The following is an 18,037-nucleotide window of genomic DNA, read 5'->3' as shown; positions in this document are numbered from 1 at the left end:
TCCGCGCCCCGGTCCGCTCCTCGCTCGCTGGCGCTCGCTGCGATGCTCCCGCGGCTGTCAGCCGACGACGACGTCCTCCATGCCCTCGACGCTCACCACGTCGCCACGCCGGACCTGCCGGCCGCGGCGATCCTCGGGCTCGCCGTTGACCCGGACCGTGCCGGTGAGCAACACGTCCTTCACCTGCGCGCCCGTCGGGACGGCATCCACCAGCTTCAGCAGCTGACCCAGCCGGATGGACTCGTCCCCCGGCCGCAGTTCCACGGTGCGCACGCGGCTCATGCTGTCAGCCCGTCGCCGACCGCGACGGTGCCCGTCCGGGCCACCAGGGCCCCGATCGCCAGGCAGCCGTCCCGCTCGCGGTGGATGGTCTTGAGGACGCCGTTGTCGCGGCCGATCCCGCCCGGCTGCGGCCGGGTGACCATGACGCAGCGGTCCACCTGCTTGACGACGTCCAGCGCCGCGCCGCCCAGCCGCACCCGTCGTCCGACCAGCGCGTCCTCCCCCGCTCCGCTCAGGACGACGTTCGCCCGGAACCGCCGCCGATCCCAGCTGCCCAGCGTGCCGGTGGAGACCAGCGAGACCCGGGTGCGCGAGCTGTCGTGGAAGGCCCCGCGGGCGCCGGGGAAGGCGTCCCAGTCGTACTCGCCGGCCTCGCCGACCTCGTTGGGGTTCTCGTACAGCCGCTCGCCGGGCGCGTCCGCTGCGGCCCGCAGCGTCACCTGCCTGCCCAGCCAGCCGGACAGGACCGCGTCGTCCGACGTGACCGTCCCGTCCGGCATCACCACCTCGGCAGCCCCGTCCTGGCGCAGCCGCCCGGACAGGAACAGCAGGTCGGGCACCCGCCGCGCGGTCAGCCCGTAGCCGGTCGCGACGTCGAACAGCGCCCACTGCCGGTCGCCGGCCAGGCCCTCCGGCCCGACGTCGACGGTGGCCAGCCGCTCGCCCTGCAGCGACTTGACCGGGTAGCGCCACAGCTCGGCGACCTGCACGTCAGGCGCCCCAGCCGAGCGTCCAGGCGCCGGCCCAGTCCGCGCCCGGCTCGAGGACGACGAGGTCGGCGTGGTCGGCCAGCGCGTTGGGCGGGCAGGTCATCGGCTCCACGGCCACGCTGCGCCGGCGCTGCCCGGGCCCGAGGGTGTCGCCGGTGAAGACCTGCAGCCACGGCCAGGACCCGTCGACGGCGAGCTCCAGGGTGCCCAGCGCGGCGCTGCGCAGCCGCACCCGCGCCCAGCCGTCGGCGTCGCGGTCGAGGTCGGTGACCGGGGTGTCCAGGACGCGGTCCCCGATCCGGCCGGCGGCCCCGTCGAGCGGACGGCGCTGCCCCGTCGGGAGCCCTCCGTCGTCCACCACCAGCTCGGTGCGGGCGGGCAGCTCCAGCTCGGCGTCGGCGATGGCGCCGTCCTGCTGCGCGCCGACGGCCAGGTAGGGGTGGAAGCCGGCGCCGAAGGGGGCGGGCTCGGCGCCGGCGTTGCGGACCCGCATCGTCACGGTGAGCCGGCCCGGCTCGAGCACGTGGTCGATCGCCGCGGCGAGCCGGAACGGGTAGCCGGACCGGGCCTCGACGACGGTGCCGACGGTGACCGCGTCGCCGGACTGCTCGAGGACCGCCCAGGGCTGCCAGCCGACCAGGCCGTGCATCGCGACGGGCTTGCCCGGGCCGGCCAGCTCCAGCTGCAGGTCGCGGCCACGCCAGCTCCAGCGGCCGTCGCGGATCCGGTTGGGCCACGGCAGCAGCACCCGGCCGCGGCTGGCGCCGGGCACCGTGCCAGCGGCGTACCCGTCGAGGAGCTCGCGGTCGCCGGCGGTCAGCATGCGCATCCCGCCGCCGCGCAGGTCGACGGCCAATCGGGCGTCGCCGGCGGCGATCTGGACCTCGGTGGGCTCGGTCGCGGGCCAGGCAGCACTCATGGGATCCACCCCACCACACCGCGGGCCTGCCCCCACCCGCGAGCTGACGGGTTCCACGTGGAACGGGTGACGTCCGTCAGTACCGCCGAGGCCCGCGGCGGGAAAGACTGGTGCCCCGACCCGAGGAGGCCACCCCGATGCCCGAGCCGCACCTGCGCGCCGCCGACGCCGACCGAGCGGCCGTCGCCACCCAGCTCGGCGAGCAGATGAGCGCCGGACGGCTCACCGTCGCCGAGTACGACGAGCGGCTGACCCGCGCCTACGCCGCCCGGACCTACGGCGAGCTGGAGGCGCTCACCGCCGACCTGCCCCGCCCGGCCGCCCGGCCACCGGCACCGGCGCCGACCCCGCGCGGCGCCGTGCACGGGGTGCCCACGTGCGGCTGGAGCGGAGGGCCCTCGCGCGAGGCGGCCTGGCGCAACTGGATCGTCGTCGCCGTCATCGTCCTGTCGGTCTGGACCGTCAGCTCGATCGGCTCAGGTGAGTTGCGCTACTTCTGGCCGATCTGGGTCATCGGCCCGTGGGGCGCGGTGCTGCTGGCCCAGACGCTCGGCCGCCGCGGCCCGGACGACGACCGCCGCCGGCTGACCTGACGGCGGCGGGTGACGGCCCCCGGAGGCGGGTACGGCAGGCGGACCACCCACGCCGGAGAACCGGGGACCCATGCACTCCATGACCGAACGCTTCACCGATGCGCTGCACCGGATCGACAGCGACCGCGACGTCCAGCCCATGGTCGACCTGACCGGTGACGACGCCCAGCTGGTCAAGCTCGACGAGCACCACGAGACCCAGGGCAAGGACGGCGCGAAGACCTTCTGGGAGGACTACCGCAACGTCTTCGGCGACCTCGAGACCACCTTCACGCACAGCGTCGTCGGCGAGGACAGCGCCGCCCTGGAGTGGACCTCGACCGGCACCCTGCGCAGCGGCAAGCCGTTCCGGTACCGCGGGGTGACCGTCATCGAGGGCGACGAGGACCGGCTCACCGGGGTCCGCACCTACTACGACTCCGCGGCCTTCCTCCAGGAGCGCGGCGGCACGGCCTGAAAGCGGCCCCCCTGCGCCCCCGCCACTCGCGAACTCGCAGCGGGACCCCGCAGGGGGGCCGGACGGAGCCGAAGAGGGCCCCGGGGAGATCTCCCCGGGGCCCTGGCCGCACGTGTGGGCAAGGGGGGAGTTGAACCCCCACGTCCTCTCGGACACACGGACCTGAACCGTGCGCGTCTGCCATTCCGCCACTTGCCCTGGCGAGGAAGGACAGTAGCAGCCGGTCCGTGGAACCCGGGGAGGGGGTCGGCCGTCGTCCGGGCGGGTCCGGTGCACCCCCGGGTACGTGAGTCGGTCCCCGGCTGGCAGCTCCGTTCCCGGCTACGATCATCGATGGCAGACCGGACGACCGCGCGAGCGCAAAGGAGCGACTGTGGGTGTACTGCAGCGCTTCGAGCGACGGCTGGAGGGCATGGTCGGGCTGGCCTTCGCCCGGATCTTCAAGGGCAAGGTCCACCCGGCCGAGATCGCCAAGGCCCTCACCCGTGAGGCCGACGAGCAGCGCTCGGTGATGGGCGAGGGCCGGGTCCTGGCGCCCAACATCTACGACGTCCGGCTGGGCTCCACCGACTACGAGCACCTCGCCGAGTGGTCCGAGCAGCTGGCCACCCAGCTCGCCGACATGGTCACCGAGCACATCCAGGGCGAGGGCTACCAGGTCTTCGACGCCGTGCAGGTGCGCCTGGAGCGCGACGAGGAGTTGCCCACCGGCGTCTTCGAGGTCAGCTCGCACATCGCCGACCCGTCGGCGAAGCCCGGCCCCCGCCTCGACGAGCCGGTCGGCCCCCGCAGCGGCACCGTCCCCCCGCTGCCCCCGCTGCAGGGCGGCCGGATGGCCACCGACACCGGCCGGCAGTCGCCCTCGGCCGTGATCGGTCGCGCCGGCAGCCGCCCCGGCGCGACCCACGTCCTGCTCGTCGACGGCCCCGGCACGCGGCACGAGCTGACGACCGGGCGCAACGTCATCGGCCGCGGCACCGACGCCGACATCCGGCTCCCGGACACCGGGGTGAGCCGCAAGCACGTCGACGTCGTCCTGGACAACGGGACGGCGATCGCCGAGGACCTCGGGTCGACCAACGGCACCCTGGTCAACGGCCGACGCATCACCCGCCAGCCGCTCGCCGACGGCGACGTGATCCGCATCGGCCACTCGGTGCTGGTCTACCGGCAGGACGGCGCGTGAGGCGGGTCGCGCCATGACGGCCGAGATCGTGCTGCAGATCTTCCGCTTCGGCTTCCTCCTGCTGCTGTGGCTGTTCATCTTCGCCGCGTTCCGGGTGGTCCGGGCCGACCTGTTCGGCGGCCGCGCCGGGCGGGTCGCGTCGGTGCCGCCGCGCGCGGCCGCGGCCGGGAAGAAGAAGGCCCGCGGCGGCCCGAAGACGCTCGTGGTCACCGCCGGCCCGCTCACCGGCACCAAGATCACCCTGAGCGACCAGCCGATCCTCATCGGTCGCGCCGACGACTCGACCCTGGTGCTCACCGACGACTTCGCCAGTTCCCGGCACGCACGGCTGACCAACCGCGGCGGCCAGTGGTACGTCGAGGACCTCGGCTCCACCAACGGCACCTACCTCGACCAGCAGCGCGTCCAAGGCCCGCTGTTGGTCGCGCCAGGCCAGCCGATCCGCATCGGACAGACCGCCCTGGAGCTGCGCTCGTGACCCGCCGCACCACGGGGAGCCGCCCCCGATGAGCCTCGCGCTGCGCTACGCGGCCCGGTCCGACCGCGGCCTGGTCCGCGGCAACAACCAGGACTCCGTCTACGCCGGGCCCCGGCTGCTCGCCGTCGCCGACGGGATGGGCGGGCACGCGGCCGGCGACGTCGCGAGCAAGGTGGTCATCGCCGCACTGGAGCACCTGGACGACGACGCACCCTCCGGCGACATGCTGCAGGCCCTGCGCGAGGCGGTCTTCGACGGCAGCGAGCACCTGCGCGAGGTCATCCGCGAGTCGCCGGAACTGGAGGGCATGGGCACCACGCTCACCGCCGTCCTCTTCGCCGGCGGCCGGCTGGCGCTGTGCCACGTCGGCGACTCGCGCGCCTACCTGCTGCGCGACGGCGTGTTCCAGCAGATCACCCACGACGACACGTTCGTCCAGACGCTGATCGACGACGGGCGCATCACGCCCGAGGAGGCCAACCACCACCCGCAGCGCTCGCTGCTGCTGCGCGCCCTCAACGGCCAGGACGTCGACCCGGACCTGTCGATGCGCGAGGCCCGCGCCGGCGACCGCTACCTGCTCTGCTCCGACGGGCTGTCCGGCGTGGTCAGCGAGGAGACCCTGGCTGAGGCCCTGCAGGACCCCGACCCGCAGTCGACCGCCGACCGGCTCGTCGAGCTGGCGCTGCGCAGCGGCGGGCCGGACAACATCACGGTGATCGTGGCCGACGTCGTGGAGGACGACGGCGAGGGCACCTACCCGGTCGAGCCGGTCGTCGACGGCGCCGCCGGCGACAACGTCGGACAGCGCGCGGTCGACCCGCGCTCGGCCGCCGGTCGGGCCGCGCTGGCCGATCCGCGGCCGGAACCGCCGGCCGCCGGGTCGGGTGGGGGCGCCGGCAGGGTCGTCGCGCCGTCCCCGCGTCGCCGCCGGCGCCGCGTGCTCGGGGCGCTCGCCGCCGTGGTCCTGCTCGGTGCGGCCGCCGTCGGCGCCTACCTGTGGGTGCTCTCCAACTGGTTCGTCGGCGTGCAGGAGAGCCCCGCCGGCGAGCGGGTGACCGTGTTCCGCGGCCTGGACACCTCGCTGCTGGGCGTGGACCTCAACCGGGTCTCCGACGTCACCGACCTCCCCGTCGCCGATCTCACGCCGGCCGTCGCCAGCAAGGTGCAGCGCGGCATCGACGCCACCGACGCCGCGCACGCCGAGCGCATCGTCTCCACCCTGCGCGGGCAGCGGCTGCCGCTGTGCCCCGCCGTCGAGGACGACCCCACGCCGTCCGCGGCCGCGCCCACCGCGGAGCCCCCGGCGTCCCCCTCGCCCGTTCCGGACGTCGGTGCCGCACCCACCGAGGCCGCACCCACCGAGGCCGCCCCCACCGAGGCCGCCCCCACCGAGACCGCGCCGACCACTCCCGCGCCGACGTCGCAGCGCGCCACGGCGACGCTCGAGCCCGGGGTGGACTGCCGGGAGGCCCAGTGACGTCCGGCCCCACGACCGACCCCCGCGCCGCAGCGGCGGGGACGGCGACCGTGCCCAAGCGCCGCGGCACCGAACTGGCCCTGCTCGGCTTCGCCGTCCTCATCACGCTGGTCGCCCAGGCGATCGTCGACCTCACCGTCACCGGCTCGCTGACCACCGAGCTGGCCACCTTCGGCCTGTGGTTCACCGCGCTGTGGGCCGTCGCGCACCTCGTCGTCCGCAGGTGGGCGCCCTACGCCGACCCGCTGCTGCTGCCGGCGGTCGCGCTGCTCATCGGCCTCGGGCTGTCGTTCATCCACCGGCTCGACCTGGCCGCCCAGCAGGCGGGCAGCACGGTCAGCCGGGAGGACGCCCCCGTCCAGCTGGTGTGGGCCACGCTGGGCCTCGTCCTGTTCGTGGGCGTGCTCCTGGTGCTGCGCGACCACCGGCTGCTGTCCCGGTTCGCCTACACGCTGGCCCTGATCGGCCTGGTGCTGCTGGCCATCCCCGCAGTCCTGCCGGCCTCGCTGTCGGAGGTCAACGGCGCCAAGATCTGGATCCGGGTGGCCGGCTTCAGCATCCAGCCCGGCGAGTTCGCCAAGATCTGCCTGACCGTCTTCTTCGCCGCCTACCTGGTCGACAAGCGCGACGTCCTGGCGCTGGCCAGCCGCCGCGTCATCGGCCTGGAGCTGCCGCGCGGCCGCGACCTCGGCCCGGTGCTGGTGGCCTGGGGGCTGTCGATCCTGGTGCTGGTCTTCGAGCGCGACCTGGGCAGCTCCCTGCTGCTGTTCGGCATCTTCGTGGTGATGCTCTACGTGGCCACCGAGCGGGCCAGCTGGCTGGTCATCGGCCTGGGCCTGTTCGCCGGCGGCGCGCTCATCGCCTACCAGCTGTTCGGCCACGTCCAGCAGCGCGTCGACTCCTGGCTCGACCCGTTCGAGTACTACGACGGCTCGGGCTTCCAGGTGGCGCAGGCGCTGTTCGGCCTGGGCACCGGCGGGCTGTTCGGGGCCGGGCTCGGCGGCGGCCGTCCCGACCAGGTGCCGGTGGCCAAGAGCGACTTCATCGCCGCCGCGGTCGGCGAGGAGCTGGGGCTGTTCGGTCTGGTCGCGGTGATCATCGTCTACCTGGTACTGGTCGAGCGCGGCCTGCGCACCTCGCTGATCGTCCGCGACGCCTTCGGCAAGCTGCTGGCCGCGGGCCTGTCGTTCGCGATCGCCTGGCAGGTGTTCGTCGTCCTCGGCGGCGTCACCGGACTGCTGCCGCTGACCGGCCTCACCACGCCGTTCCTCGCCTACGGCGGCTCGTCGCTGGTGGCCAACTTCGTGCTGGTCGCCCTCCTGGTGCGGATCAGCGACGCCGCCCGCCGCCCGGCCGCCCCCACCGGGCCCCCGAAGCCGGCGCTCGGTGACGCCCCGACCGAGGTGGTGCAGACGTGAACGCCCCGCTGCGCCGCGTCGCGATCAGCGTGCTGGTCCTCTTCACGCTGCTGATCGTCAACGTCAACGTGATCCAGGTGGTCCGCTCCGAGGAGCTGCGCTCCGACGGCCGCAACACCCGCGTGCTCGCCGAGGAGTACGACCGCGAGCGGGGTTCGATCGTCGTGGCCGGCACCGAGATCGCCAACTCCATCCCGACCGACGACCGGCTCACCTACCTGCGCCAGTACGACAACGGCCCGGTGTGGGCACCGGTGACCGGCTACTACTCGCTGGTGTACGGCAACGTGCAGATGGAGCGGGCGGCGAACGACGTGCTCTCGGGCACCGACGACCGGCTGTTCGTCCGGCGCCTCGCCGACCTGTTCACCGGGCGGGACCCCTCCGGCGGCGACGTCGTGCTGACCATGGACCCGGCGGTGCAGGAGACGGCGATGGCCGGCCTCGAGGGCGTCACCGGCGCGGTCGTGGCCCTCGACCCCTCGACCGGGGCGGTGCTCGGCATGGCGAGCACCCCCACGTACGACCCGAACCAGCTCTCCAGCCACGAGCCGGCGGCGATCCGCGAGTACGCAGCGGGGCTCGAATCGCTGGAGATCGACCCGCGCCTGAACCGGGCGATCGACGCGCGCTACTCCCCGGGCTCGATCTTCAAGGTGGTCGTCTCCGCCGCCGCGCTGTCCAGCGGCGAGTACACGTCCGACACGGTGATCCCGGCGCCCCGGGAGCTGGTCCTGCCGGCCACCTCGACGCCGCTGGAGAACTTCGGCGGCTCGGCCTGCGACCCGAGCGGCCGGCAGAGCCTGCTCGACGCGCTGACCGTCTCCTGCAACACCGCCTTCGCCCAGCTGGGCATCGACCTCGGCGAGGACCGCGTGCGGGAGATGGCCGAGGCCTTCGGCATCACCGGCGAGGGCTTCGAGATCCCGCTGACCGTCGAGGGCAGCACGCTCGGCGACATCGAGAACGACGCCCAGCTCGGGGTCAGCTCGATCGGCCAGCAGGACGTCCAGCTCACCCCGCTGCAGGCGGCGATGATCGCCTCCGCGGTGGCCAACGACGGGACGCTGATGAGCCCCTACCTGGTCGACCAGGTGCGCGCCCCCGACCTTTCGGTCATCGACCAGACCGACCCCGAGGAGCTCGGCGAGCCGGTCTCGGCCGACGTCGCCGGCCAGCTGACCGAGATGATGACCAGCGTCGTGGAGAACGGCAGCGGCCGACGCGCACGGATCCCCGGCACCACCGTCGCGGGCAAGACCGGGACGGCGGAGAACGCCGGCCCCGACCACAACTGGTTCATCGGGTTCGCCCCGGCCGACGACCCGCAGATCGCCGTGGCGGTCTTCGTGGCCAACGGCGGCGGCACGGGCGGCGACGTCTCCGCCCCCATCGCCCGGGACGTCATGCAGGCCTACCTCGACGGGCAGGGCGGCTGATGGCACTGTCGACCGGGACGATCCTCGCCGGGCGCTACGAGATCACCGCACCCATCGCCACCGGCGGCATGGGTGAGGTGTGGCGGGCCCGCGACCGCGTCCTCGACCGCGTGGTCGCCGCCAAGGTGCTGCGCAGCGAGTTCACCGGTGACCCGAGCTTCGTGGCGCGGTTCCGCAACGAGGCCCGGCACACCGCCGCGCTGTCCCACCCCAACATCGCCTCGGTCTACGACTACGGCGAGACCGAGGACGAGCGCGGCTCGCAGCTCGCCTTCCTCGTCATGGAGCTGGTCGAGGGCAAGCCGCTGGTCACGATCCTGCACGAGGAGGGCAAGCTCCCGGTCGACTGGACGCTGCACGTCCTGGGCCAGTCCGCCGACGGGCTCTCGGCGGCCCACCACGCCGGCGTCGTCCACCGCGACATCAAGCCGGGCAACCTCATCGTGCGCCCCGACGGCGTGGTGAAGCTGACCGACTTCGGCATCGCCCGGGCCCGCGACGCCACACCGCTGACCCGCACCGGCATGGTCGTCGGCACCGCCCAGTACCTCTCCCCCGAGCAGGCGCAGGGCTTCGAGGTCACCGCCGCCTCCGACGTCTACTCCCTCGGCGTCGTGGGCTACGAGTGCCTGACCGGCGGCCGGCCGTTCGACGGGACGTCGCAGGTCGCGGTGGCCCTGGCGCACATCAACCGCCCACCACCGCCGCTGCCGGCGAACGTGCCGCCCGCCGTGCGGCTGCTGATCGAGCGCGCCCTGGCCAAGGACCCGGCCGACCGCTTCCCCGACGGCGCCGCCTTCGCCGCCGCCATCCGGTCGGTGGCCTCCGGGAACGGGCTGTCCCCCGCCGGGCCCGCCACGACGCCGCCGTACCCGATGGGTGCCGCGCCCACCGCGCAGACCGAGGTCGTCGACGACCTCGCCGACTCCCGCACCCAGGTGCTGGGTGCCGCCTCGGCGGGGGGCGCCGCCGCCACCGGGGCACGCACGTCGGTGCGCGCCATGCCGCCGCTGCGCCGCGCGGAGGACGACGACGAGGGTGGCCGGCACGCCGCGCCGCCTCCGGACGACGACCGTCGCCGCAACCGCTGGGGGTGGCTGGTCGCCGGGCTGGTGCTGCTCGCGCTGCTGGGTGGCGGGCTGTGGGCCCTGCTCGGTCCCGACGGCGCGGACTCCCCGGCCACCGACGCCGCCCCCACCACCTCGGCGCCCGCTCCCTCGGCCGGCGGTGCCCAGACCGTGTTCGTGGACAGCACCGGCTACATCGGCGACCCGGTCGACGACGTCGAGCAGGTGCTGACCGACCAGGGCCTGCGGGTGACGACGGAGGAGGCCAGCGCCGCACAACTGGCCGAGCTGGGCCAGGCGCTCGACGAGGGCGACGTCGTCACCACCGACCCGTTCGACGCGAACGTCGCCCCGGCCTCGGCCGTCACGCTCTACTACGCGCCTGCGGACTACGCGCCCGACACCGGCGACGGGGACACCGGGAACCAGGATCAGCCGGAGGCTCCGGCGGCCCCGACCACGCAGGCCCCGCCGCGCACGACCGCCCCGGCCCCCAGCACGCCGCGTGGCGACTCGCCGACCTCGTCCGCGTCCGCGCCGACCAGCCGCACTGCCACCACGGCGTCGAGCCCACCCGCCGAGGACGACGAGGAGGGCGCCGAGCAGCCCGGCGCGCCGGCGCCCGAGCCCGGTCCGCCGGTTCCCGACGGTGCGGGCGGCGGTGCCGACCGGGGCCCCGACCAGGACGGGGGCCGGGCAGCGGGGCAGGCAGCGGAACAGCCGGACACGGACGCGACCGGGTGACCGTCCCTCCTCGCGCCGCCCGGATGGTGGGGGCCGCAGCGGTTACGCTGCCCGGCGGCCCAGCCGTCCGCTGCGCTCCGCCGGGTCACGCCCGGTCGCAGGACCGCACCGCCCGAGAGGACCTCCGATGACCACGCCCCAGGTGCTCGGCGAGCGCTACGAGATCGGCGGGGTGCTCGGTCGCGGCGGGATGGCCGAGGTGCACCTCGGCCGCGACCTGCGCCTCGGCCGCGAGGTGGCGGTCAAGGTGCTGCGCAGCGACCTCGCCCGCGACCCCTCCTTCCAGGTCCGCTTCCGCCGGGAGGCACAGGCCGCGGCCTCGCTCAACCACCCGGCGATCGTCGCCGTCTACGACACGGGCGAAGATCGGTCGTCCAGCGGCGCCACCCCGTACATCGTCATGGAGTACGTCGAGGGCGAGACCCTGCGCGACGTGCTCCGCCGGGAGGGCGTGCTCTCGCCACAGCGGGCGATGGACTTCGCGGCCGACATCTGCGCCGCCCTGGACTTCAGCCACCGCAACGGCATCGTGCACCGCGACGTGAAGCCCGGGAACGTGATGGTCACCCCCGAGGGCACGGTCAAGGTCATGGACTTCGGCATCGCCCGGGCGGTGTCGGACTCCGCCGCGACCATGACCTCCACCGCCGCGGTGATAGGGACCGCCCAGTACCTCTCCCCCGAGCAGGCCCGTGGCGAGAGCGTCGACGCCCGCTCGGACGTGTACTCGGTCGGCTGTCTGCTCTACGAGCTCGTCACCGGCGCGCCGCCGTTCACCGGCGACTCACCGGTCTCGGTGGCCTACCAGCACGTGCGCGAGGACCCGCGCCTGCCGTCGTCGGTGAACCCGGCCATCCCGCCGGAGCTCGACGCCATCCTGCTCAAGGCGCTGAGCAAGAACCCGGCGAACCGGTACCAGTCGGCCGCCGAGATGCGCAACGACCTGCTGCGGGCGATGGCCGGCCAGCCGGTCGAGGCCACGCCGGTGATGGGCGACGCCGAGAAGACCGCCATCATCGGCGCCCCGCCCGGCGGGTACGGCGACGGCGACTGGGACGACGAGGACGACGACGCCGCCCGCAAACGCCGGCGCAACCGCATCATCGCCGCCGTCATCGCCGGTGTGCTGGTCCTCGGCGGCGTGATCGCAGTGGCGCTGCTGATCGGCTCCGACGGTGCGGAGGAGCCGACGGAGACCCCGACGGCCACGCAGGTCTCCGTGCCGAACATGGCCGGTCAGGACCAGGCGACGGCGACCCAGACCCTCGAGGCGGCCGGCCTGACCGTCGGCACCGTGACCACCCAGGTCACCGACGACGAGTCCCAGATCGACACCGTCCTGGGCACCGACCCGGCCAGCGGCACCCAGGTGGACCGAGGCAGCACCGTCGACCTCGTCGTCGGCGTCGGCCCGGACACGATCGAGGTCCCGGCCGTCATCGGCCTGGACGTCGACCGCGCCGAGGCCACCCTGGCGAACGCCGGGTTCGACGACGTGCAGACCGAGGAGATCGACTCGCTCTCGCCCGTGGACCAGGTCGTCGACGTCACCCCCGGCGAGGGTCAGGCGGTCGACCCGACCACGACCGTGACGCTGCAGGTGTCCGACGGCGACGCCGAGGTGCCCGACGTGACCGGTCAGCAGCAGGCGGCGGCCACCCAGGCGCTGCGGAGCGCGGGCTTCACCAACGTGAGCCCCGAGCAGGTGGAGTCCGACCGGCCCGAGGGCACCGTCGTCGCGACCGACCCCACCGGCGGCGAGCAGGCGTCCGCCGGCGACCCGATCACCCTGCAGGTCTCCAGCGGCCCGGCCGAGCCGGTCGAGGACCCGCTGTTGACCGTGCCCCCTGTCACGGGCCAGCCTTCCGCCACGGCAGCCCGCGACGCACTACGCGCCGCCGGCTTCACCGACGTCAGCGTGATCGACGAGCAGGGGGCCGTGGTCGCCGACTTGTCGCAGGTGACTGCGATCGTGGGCACCCGACCGGGAGCCGGTAGCCGGGCGGCCGCGAACGACCCGATCGCGGTGGTCGTCCGGGTGCCGACCACCAGCCCGACCACCCCCGAGTAGCCCGCAGACGACAGAGCAGGGCCCCTTTCCACACCGGGGAGGGGCCCTGCGTCGTCCTGGTGGCCTCCTGCAGGGTCCCGCCGGAGCCCGCGAGTGGCGGGGCAGAAGGGTCCTTCTTCAGGCCGTGGTGGCCACCGTGGTGAGCCGGTGGGCCGCGGCGCTGGCCGCCTCCACGGCGGCCGGGTCGGGGGTCAGTCCACAGGCCTCCAGCCAGGTGGCGAGCATCCGGTGGCCGCCCTCGGTGAGCACCGACTCGGGGTGGAACTGCACGCCCTCGATGGGCAGCTCCCGGTGCCGCAGCGCCATGACGATGCCCGAGGGCGTCGTCCCGGTGACCTCCAGCTCGGCGGGCACGGTGTCGCGGTCGACGGTGAGGGAGTGGTAGCGGGTGGCGGTGAACGGTGACGGCAGCCCGGCCAGCACGCCGACGCCGTCGTGCACCACCTGGCTGGTCTTGCCGTGCAGCAGCTCCGGCGCGCGCACCACCTCGGCGCCGAACGCCGCACCGATCGCCTGGTGGCCCAGGCACACGCCCAGGACCGGCGTGCCCGCCTCGGCGGCGGCGCGGACCATCGGCACGGTCACCCCGGCGTCCGCGGGCGTCCCCGGGCCCGGGGAGAGCAGCACCCCGGCGACGTCGAGGTCGGGCAGCTCGTCGACGGTGACGGCGTCGTTGCGCCGCACGACGCACTCCACGCCCAGCTGGCCCAGGTACTGGACCAGGTTGTAGACGAAGCTGTCGAAGTTGTCGACGACGAGGACGGGACGGCTCACGGTCCTTGTGTACACCGAGCGCCCGGTCAGCCGTCAGCGGCTGTGGCGTACCGCATGGCCGGTGGGCCGTCGTAGCCGGGCAGCGTGAGCTCCGCCCGAGGCTGGACGGCGAAGCCCAGCCCGTAGTCCTCGACCGCCTGCTGGAACACCCGGACCTGCGGTGAGGCGGCCAGCTGGGCGCGGATGGCGTCGGCGTCCCCGAGGGCCGTCACCACGAACGGCGGGGAGTAGGTGCGGCCCTGCAGCAGCAGGACGTTGCCGACGCAGCGGACAGCGCTGGTGGCGATCAGCCGCTGGCCCATGATCGCGACCGCGTCCGCGCCGGAGGCCCACACGGCGTTGACGACGGCCTGCACGTCGGACTGGTGGATGACGACGTCGTCGGGGCGGGCGCCGATCGGCAGCGAGCCGTCCGGCCGCCGCGGGGCGTCGTCGAGGGTGATCTCCACCCCGGGACCGGTGAGGGCCACCAGGCCGGCGGAAAGGGCTCCGGCCTGGCCGGCGTCCCGGGCGGCCGCCACGTCGCCGTTCCGGGACGCCGCCTGGTCGGTGAGGGCCTGCACCTGGGCCCGCAGCGCCGCCAGCTGGTCCTCCTGCGCGGCGACGACGTCCTCCCGGGCGGGGATGAGCGCGGAGAGATCGGTGGCCTCACCACCGCGCAGGTCGGTGCCCTGGGCGGTCTGGCTCGAGGTGGCGAACAGCAGCCCCGCCGCCAGGGCCACCACGGGCACCAGCGCGGCCCACGCGGCACCCCCACGGGTCATCCGTGGGCGCAGGGTGCGGGCTGGAGCCACACCTGCAGCTTAGGCTGGGGAACGGTCACGGCCGGTCGCGACGGACCGGCCCCGGAGGGAGTACGACGGTGCCCAAGTCGAAGGTGCGCAAGAAGTCGGTCTACACGCCGCCGCAGGGCACCCTGCAGTCGGGGACCGCGAGCGCGCGGGCCCTGCCGCCCAGCCCGCGGTGGTACGCCCCGCTCATGGTCGCCCTGATGCTGCTCGGGCTGCTGTGGATCGTCGTCTTCTACGTCGCCGGCGAGAGCATCCCGTTCATGTCGGGGCTCGACGCCTGGAACTTCGCCATCGGGTTCGGCCTCATGGTGGCTGGCCTGGTCATGTCGATGCGCTGGCGCTGAGGGAGGCCCCTGCTGCCCCCGCCGGTGGAGGACCCCGTCCTCCTCACCCCTCGCAGGCTCGGGGTGAGCCTCGGCACGGAGCCGGCGACGGGCTCCGGCAGCAGGGCCGGTGAGCAGCCTCCGCGGCCCTCGTCCCACCCGGGACGGGGGCCGCTTTTTTGTCACCGACCGGATACGCACAGTGTTGTACACAGGCGGCGTTGTGCACAGCGGGATCGGGCTGTCCACAGGTCGACAAAGCGCTGAACCCCCAGGGTTGTCCACGACATGTGGAGAACGGGTGTTCGACCACACGGCCCTGACCTGCGACTTCACTAGAGGTGTGGCAGATGTGACGAGAAGGGCACCCCGGTAACTACACCCCTGTGAGTCCATCCCCAGCTGTGCACACAACTGTGGACGAGTCGACATGGCGCCAGCCTCCGGACGCGGGTCCAGGTGCCGCCGCACCCGCCGTGTGGTAGCGCGACACGCGGGCTGACCACGGCAGATCCCGGCCGCCGCGGGCGTCGCCCCCGCACGGCGACGGCCCCCGGTCCACGGGGGACCGGGGGCCGTCGTCGCGGGCCTGTGGAGATCTCAGTCGGTGAGGAGCTCCAGGATCGTCGCGTTGGCCATCCCGCCGCCCTCGCACATCGTCTGCAGTCCGTAGCGGGTGCCGGTGGCCTGCATGGTGTGGACGAGCGTGGTCATGATGCGCGCGCCCGACCCGCCCAGCGGGTGACCCAGCGCGATCGCGCCGCCGCGGGGGTTGAGCCGGTCGGCGTCGGCCCCCGTCTCGACCTGCCAGGCCAGCGGCACCGGCGCGAACGCCTCGTTGACCTCGAAGACGCCGATGTCCCCGACCGACAGACCCGAGCGCTGCAGCACCTTGTGCGTCGCCGGGATGGGGGCGGTCAGCATGATGACCGGGTCGTCGCCGGCCATGACGGTGGTGTGGATGCGCACCAGCGGGCACAGGCCGAGTTCGCGGGCCCTCTCGGAGGTGGTGACCAGCAGCGCGGCCGACCCGTCGGAGATCTGGCTGGCGTTGCCCGCGCTGATGACGCCGTCCTCCTTGAACGGGGTCTTCAGCGACCCCAGCTTCTCCAGGGTGCCGCCGGGGCGGATGCCCTCATCCGCGCGCACCACGGTGCCGTCCGGCGTGGTGACCGGGGCGATCTCCTCGTCGAAGGCGCCGTCGGCCTGCGCCTTGGCCGCCTTCTCGTGCGAGGCGAGCGAGTACTCGTCGAGCTGCGTGCGGGAGAAGCCCCAGCGCTCGGCGATCATCTCCGCGCCCACGCCCTGGTTGGGAAAGACCCCGCCGTAGCGCTCGAGGAAGCGCGGACCCAGCGGCTTGCCCGCTAGGCCGTCCGCGCGGGCGGAGCCCATCGGGACCCGGCTCATCGACTCGACCCCGCCGGCCACCACGACGTCGGCCTGCCCGCTGATGACCGTGGCGGCGGCGAAGGCCACCGCCTGCTGCGACGAGCCGCACTGCCGGTCGATCGTCGTCCCGGGCACCGACTCCGGCCAGCCCGCGGCCAGGACGGCGTTGCGGCCGATGTTGAAGGTCTGCTCACCGACCTGGCTCACGCAACCCCAGAACACGTCCTCGACCGCGGCCGGGTCGAGGCCGGTGCGCTCGACCAGCGCGTCGAGCACGGCGGCGGACAGGTCCACGGCGTGCACGCCGGACAGCCCTCCGCCCCGCTTGCCCACCGGGGTGCGCACCGCGGCGCAGATGACGGCATCTCGCATGGCCACTCCTCGTCGACGTGCGCGGCGTTCCGCCCACCGTGCCGCCGATCGTAGGACGTCCACGCACCCGTGCGCCTGGCCCCGTCCAGCGGCTCGCCGGCTCCCGGCAGGCACGAGGACCCCGTCCTCCTCCTGGGAGGCTGGACGGCGTGGAGTGGTCGCCGCGAACCGGGGAGTCGGCGGTGCCGGCGGTCGCGGGGGTCCTGCTGGGGCTGGCCACGGCGTTCCTCGACCCGCTCGGGCGGGTCCTCGTCGGCGCGGCCGCCGTCCTGCTGCTGGGGCTGGCCGCGCGCGACCGCCTGCTGCGCCCACGGCTGGCCGCCCGGCCGACCGGGGTCGCCGTCCGCCGGCTCAGCGGCACCACCGAGCTGCCCTGGGGACGGCTGCACGTGCGGGTGCGCGACACCCGGCGCTGGGGTCTGCGCTCCCGGCTGCTGGAGCTGGACACCGCCGCCGGCCCGGACGACGACGGCCGGCCCCGTCCAGAGGCTCGCCGCGAGCCTGCGAGTGGTGAGGAGGACGGGGTCCTTGTACTGCTCGGTCGCCGGGACCTGGGCGCCGATCCGGCCGACGTCGCCCGGGCGCTGCACGCCCTGCGTCCCGGGTGATCGGCGCAGCAGCCCCGGCCTGGTGGCCCTCCTGCAGGGTCCCACCGTGAGCTCGCGAGGGGTGGGGGCAGGAGGGCCCTCCTGCTAACCGAGGACGACGAGCGTCGACACGGTCAGCGCGACCACCACGAGCACCGCCGTCAGCAGCATCAGGCCCAGCACCTGGAGCTCGGTGCGCCGCCGGGTCAGCACGACCACCCCGGTGGCCACGAAGCCGGCCACCAGGCCGCCCAGGTGCCCCAGCAGGGAGACGCCGGGCAGGAAGCTGATGAGCACGTTGATGGCCAGCAGGGTCAGCAGGCCGCGGAGGTCCTCCCGGCGGGCCAGCATGACGACGGCGAGCCCGCCGAGCAGACCGTAGATCGCCGCCGACGCGCCGGCGACCGGGCGTGCGGGCTCACCGAACAGCTGCAGCGCCACCGCGCCGCCCAGGAGCGAGACCAGGTAGACGGCGAGGTAGCGCCACCGGCCCAGCTGGCGTTCCAGCTCGGAGCCGAACACCAGCAACGCCAGCATGTTGAGCACCAGGTGCATGAGGCCGATGTGCAGGAAGGCCGCGGTGACCAGCCGCCAGTCCTCCCCCAGCTCCACCAGGACGGGGATCTGCGCCAGCCGGGCGAACAGCGGCGAGAGCTGGTTGTCCAGCGGGTTCGCGCCGGCCAGGCTCGCCGAGACGGCGGTGGCGACGAACATGGCCACGTTGACCGCGATGAGGCTGACGGTGACCGCACCGAAGCGACGTCCGGCCCGCTGCAGCAGCGGGACCTGCCGGACCTGGCGCACGCCGGCGTTGCCCGCGCGGACGTCGTCGGGGCACTGGAAGCCGACCGAGGCCGGCGTCATGCACTCCGGGCAGATCGGCCGACCGCAGCGGGTGCACGAGATGCGGGTGGGCCGGTCGGGGTGCCGGTAGCAGGTCGGTGTCGGGGGCGCCGG

At 74.3% G+C, this 18,037-nt stretch carries 18 protein-coding genes and 1 tRNA gene; 11 read left to right on the top strand and 8 right to left on the bottom strand.

Annotated elements, in window-relative coordinates; translation table 11 throughout:
* Positions 1-57 precede the first annotated feature (57 nt).
* Genes BUB17_RS21530 through BUB17_RS21520 form a run of 3 tightly spaced genes read right to left on the bottom strand, consistent with a single transcriptional unit; the run spans position 58 to position 1,911 of the window.
* A complete protein-coding gene (locus BUB17_RS21530; protein ID WP_072920716.1) occupies positions 58-282 on the bottom strand; it encodes an RNA-binding S4 domain-containing protein in 225 nt (74 codons plus the stop codon).
* A complete protein-coding gene (locus tag BUB17_RS21525; RefSeq protein ID WP_072920715.1) occupies positions 279-992 on the bottom strand; it encodes an MOSC domain-containing protein in 714 nt (237 codons plus the stop codon). The genes BUB17_RS21530 and BUB17_RS21525 overlap by 4 nt, the downstream gene beginning before the upstream one ends.
* A gap of 1 nt (position 993) precedes the next feature.
* The gene (locus BUB17_RS21520; RefSeq protein ID WP_072920714.1) at positions 994-1,911 is read right to left on the bottom strand and encodes an aldose 1-epimerase family protein; all 918 of its coding nucleotides are present in this window, start codon (positions 1,909-1,911) and stop codon (positions 994-996) included.
* 137 nt (positions 1,912-2,048) lie between these two features.
* Here BUB17_RS21520 and BUB17_RS21515 point away from each other — a divergent pair, with 137 nt between their 5' ends.
* Both BUB17_RS21515 and BUB17_RS21510 read left to right on the top strand, forming a co-directional pair.
* Entirely contained in the window at positions 2,049-2,504 is a 456-nt protein-coding gene (locus tag BUB17_RS21515) for a DUF1707 SHOCT-like domain-containing protein (protein ID WP_072920713.1), read from the top strand.
* Positions 2,505-2,583: 79 nt separating this feature from the next.
* Positions 2,584-2,961 (top strand): nuclear transport factor 2 family protein, encoded by a 378-nt coding sequence (locus BUB17_RS21510; protein WP_175561450.1) that lies wholly within the window; start codon positions 2,584-2,586, stop codon positions 2,959-2,961.
* A gap of 115 nt (positions 2,962-3,076) precedes the next feature.
* Here BUB17_RS21510 and BUB17_RS21505 read toward each other — a convergent pair.
* Positions 3,077-3,159 (bottom strand) — tRNA-Leu (locus BUB17_RS21505).
* Positions 3,160-3,334: 175 nt separating this feature from the next.
* On the opposite strand from BUB17_RS21505, the gene BUB17_RS21500 reads away from it, so the two are divergent.
* The 7 genes from BUB17_RS21500 to pknB all read left to right on the top strand — a co-directional run bounded on the left by BUB17_RS21500 (position 3,335) and on the right by pknB (position 12,844).
* Positions 3,335-4,147, top strand: a complete 813-nt coding sequence (locus tag BUB17_RS21500; protein ID WP_072920711.1) for an FhaA domain-containing protein — start codon at positions 3,335-3,337, stop codon at positions 4,145-4,147.
* Positions 4,148-4,160: 13 nt separating this feature from the next.
* Positions 4,161-4,625, top strand: coding sequence for an FHA domain-containing protein FhaB/FipA (locus BUB17_RS21495; RefSeq protein WP_072920710.1), 465 nt, complete (start codon positions 4,161-4,163; stop codon positions 4,623-4,625).
* Positions 4,626-4,653: 28 nt separating this feature from the next.
* Positions 4,654-6,105, top strand: coding sequence for a PP2C family protein-serine/threonine phosphatase (locus BUB17_RS21490; protein WP_072920709.1), 1,452 nt, complete (start codon positions 4,654-4,656; stop codon positions 6,103-6,105).
* Positions 6,102-7,523, top strand: a complete 1,422-nt coding sequence (locus BUB17_RS21485; RefSeq protein WP_175561449.1) for an FtsW/RodA/SpoVE family cell cycle protein — start codon at positions 6,102-6,104, stop codon at positions 7,521-7,523. Before BUB17_RS21490 ends, BUB17_RS21485 begins: the two co-directional genes overlap by 4 nt.
* Positions 7,520-8,962 (top strand): peptidoglycan D,D-transpeptidase FtsI family protein, encoded by a 1,443-nt coding sequence (locus BUB17_RS21480; protein ID WP_072920708.1) that lies wholly within the window; start codon positions 7,520-7,522, stop codon positions 8,960-8,962. Before BUB17_RS21485 ends, BUB17_RS21480 begins: the two co-directional genes overlap by 4 nt.
* Positions 8,962-10,773, top strand: coding sequence for a serine/threonine-protein kinase (locus BUB17_RS21475; protein ID WP_072920707.1), 1,812 nt, complete (start codon positions 8,962-8,964; stop codon positions 10,771-10,773). The genes BUB17_RS21480 and BUB17_RS21475 overlap by 1 nt, the downstream gene beginning before the upstream one ends.
* A gap of 127 nt (positions 10,774-10,900) precedes the next feature.
* Positions 10,901-12,844 carry a Stk1 family PASTA domain-containing Ser/Thr kinase gene (pknB, locus tag BUB17_RS21470; protein ID WP_072920706.1) on the top strand — a complete coding sequence of 648 codons (1,944 nt, stop codon included), beginning with the start codon at positions 10,901-10,903 and terminating at the stop codon, positions 12,842-12,844.
* 117 nt (positions 12,845-12,961) lie between these two features.
* Here the strand turns inward: pknB and BUB17_RS21465 are convergent, their stop codons facing one another.
* Together BUB17_RS21465 and BUB17_RS21460 are read right to left on the bottom strand one after the other, a co-directional pair.
* Positions 12,962-13,618 (bottom strand): aminodeoxychorismate/anthranilate synthase component II, encoded by a 657-nt coding sequence (locus BUB17_RS21465; protein WP_072920705.1) that lies wholly within the window; start codon positions 13,616-13,618, stop codon positions 12,962-12,964.
* A 26-nt stretch (positions 13,619-13,644) separates the two neighbouring features.
* Complete coding sequence (locus tag BUB17_RS21460; RefSeq protein WP_072920704.1) at positions 13,645-14,382, bottom strand: DUF881 domain-containing protein; 738 nt, start codon at positions 14,380-14,382, stop codon at positions 13,645-13,647.
* A gap of 98 nt (positions 14,383-14,480) precedes the next feature.
* On the opposite strand from BUB17_RS21460, the gene crgA reads away from it, so the two are divergent.
* Positions 14,481-14,753, top strand: coding sequence for a cell division protein CrgA (gene crgA, locus BUB17_RS21455; protein WP_072920703.1), 273 nt, complete (start codon positions 14,481-14,483; stop codon positions 14,751-14,753).
* 579 nt (positions 14,754-15,332) lie between these two features.
* Here crgA and BUB17_RS21450 read toward each other — a convergent pair.
* Positions 15,333-16,493 carry a thiolase family protein gene (locus BUB17_RS21450; RefSeq protein WP_072920702.1) on the bottom strand — a complete coding sequence of 387 codons (1,161 nt, stop codon included), beginning with the start codon at positions 16,491-16,493 and terminating at the stop codon, positions 15,333-15,335.
* Positions 16,494-16,675: 182 nt separating this feature from the next.
* Here BUB17_RS21450 and BUB17_RS21445 point away from each other — a divergent pair, with 182 nt between their 5' ends.
* Positions 16,676-17,101 carry a PH domain-containing protein gene (locus BUB17_RS21445; protein ID WP_244277417.1) on the top strand — a complete coding sequence of 142 codons (426 nt, stop codon included), beginning with the start codon at positions 16,676-16,678 and terminating at the stop codon, positions 17,099-17,101.
* 84 nt (positions 17,102-17,185) lie between these two features.
* Here BUB17_RS21445 and BUB17_RS21440 read toward each other — a convergent pair whose 3' ends face one another.
* Complete coding sequence (locus BUB17_RS21440; protein ID WP_083606500.1) at positions 17,186-17,944, bottom strand: rhomboid family intramembrane serine protease; 759 nt, start codon at positions 17,942-17,944, stop codon at positions 17,186-17,188.
* Positions 17,945-18,037: the final 93 nt, after the last annotated feature.

It is taken from the genome of Geodermatophilus obscurus (genome assembly GCF_900143215.1).
Classification (GTDB): domain Bacteria; phylum Actinomycetota; class Actinomycetes; order Mycobacteriales; family Geodermatophilaceae; genus Geodermatophilus; species Geodermatophilus obscurus_A.
The sequence above is the reverse complement of the archived record's forward strand: the minus strand, read 5'-3'. Positions and strand labels throughout refer to the sequence as shown.

Coding starts and splice junctions, on each gene's coding strand:
- BUB17_RS21520 (WP_072920714.1), bottom strand. CDS start 1,911: ATGAGTGCTGCCTGGCCCGCGACCGAGCCCACCGAGGTCCAGATCGCC.
- BUB17_RS21530 (WP_072920716.1), bottom strand. CDS start 282: ATGAGCCGCGTGCGCACCGTGGAACTGCGGCCGGGGGACGAGTCCATC.
- BUB17_RS21450 (WP_072920702.1), bottom strand. CDS start 16,493: ATGCGAGATGCCGTCATCTGCGCCGCGGTGCGCACCCCGGTGGGCAAG.
- pknB (WP_072920706.1), top strand. CDS start 10,901: ATGACCACGCCCCAGGTGCTCGGCGAGCGCTACGAGATCGGCGGGGTG.
- BUB17_RS21510 (WP_175561450.1), top strand. CDS start 2,584: ATGACCGAACGCTTCACCGATGCGCTGCACCGGATCGACAGCGACCGC.
- BUB17_RS21475 (WP_072920707.1), top strand. CDS start 8,962: ATGGCACTGTCGACCGGGACGATCCTCGCCGGGCGCTACGAGATCACC.
- BUB17_RS21490 (WP_072920709.1), top strand. CDS start 4,654: ATGAGCCTCGCGCTGCGCTACGCGGCCCGGTCCGACCGCGGCCTGGTC.
- BUB17_RS21460 (WP_072920704.1), bottom strand. CDS start 14,382: ATGACCCGTGGGGGTGCCGCGTGGGCCGCGCTGGTGCCCGTGGTGGCC.
- BUB17_RS21440 (WP_083606500.1), bottom strand. CDS start 17,944: ATGACGCCGGCCTCGGTCGGCTTCCAGTGCCCCGACGACGTCCGCGCG.
- BUB17_RS21515 (WP_072920713.1), top strand. CDS start 2,049: ATGCCCGAGCCGCACCTGCGCGCCGCCGACGCCGACCGAGCGGCCGTC.
- BUB17_RS21495 (WP_072920710.1), top strand. CDS start 4,161: ATGACGGCCGAGATCGTGCTGCAGATCTTCCGCTTCGGCTTCCTCCTG.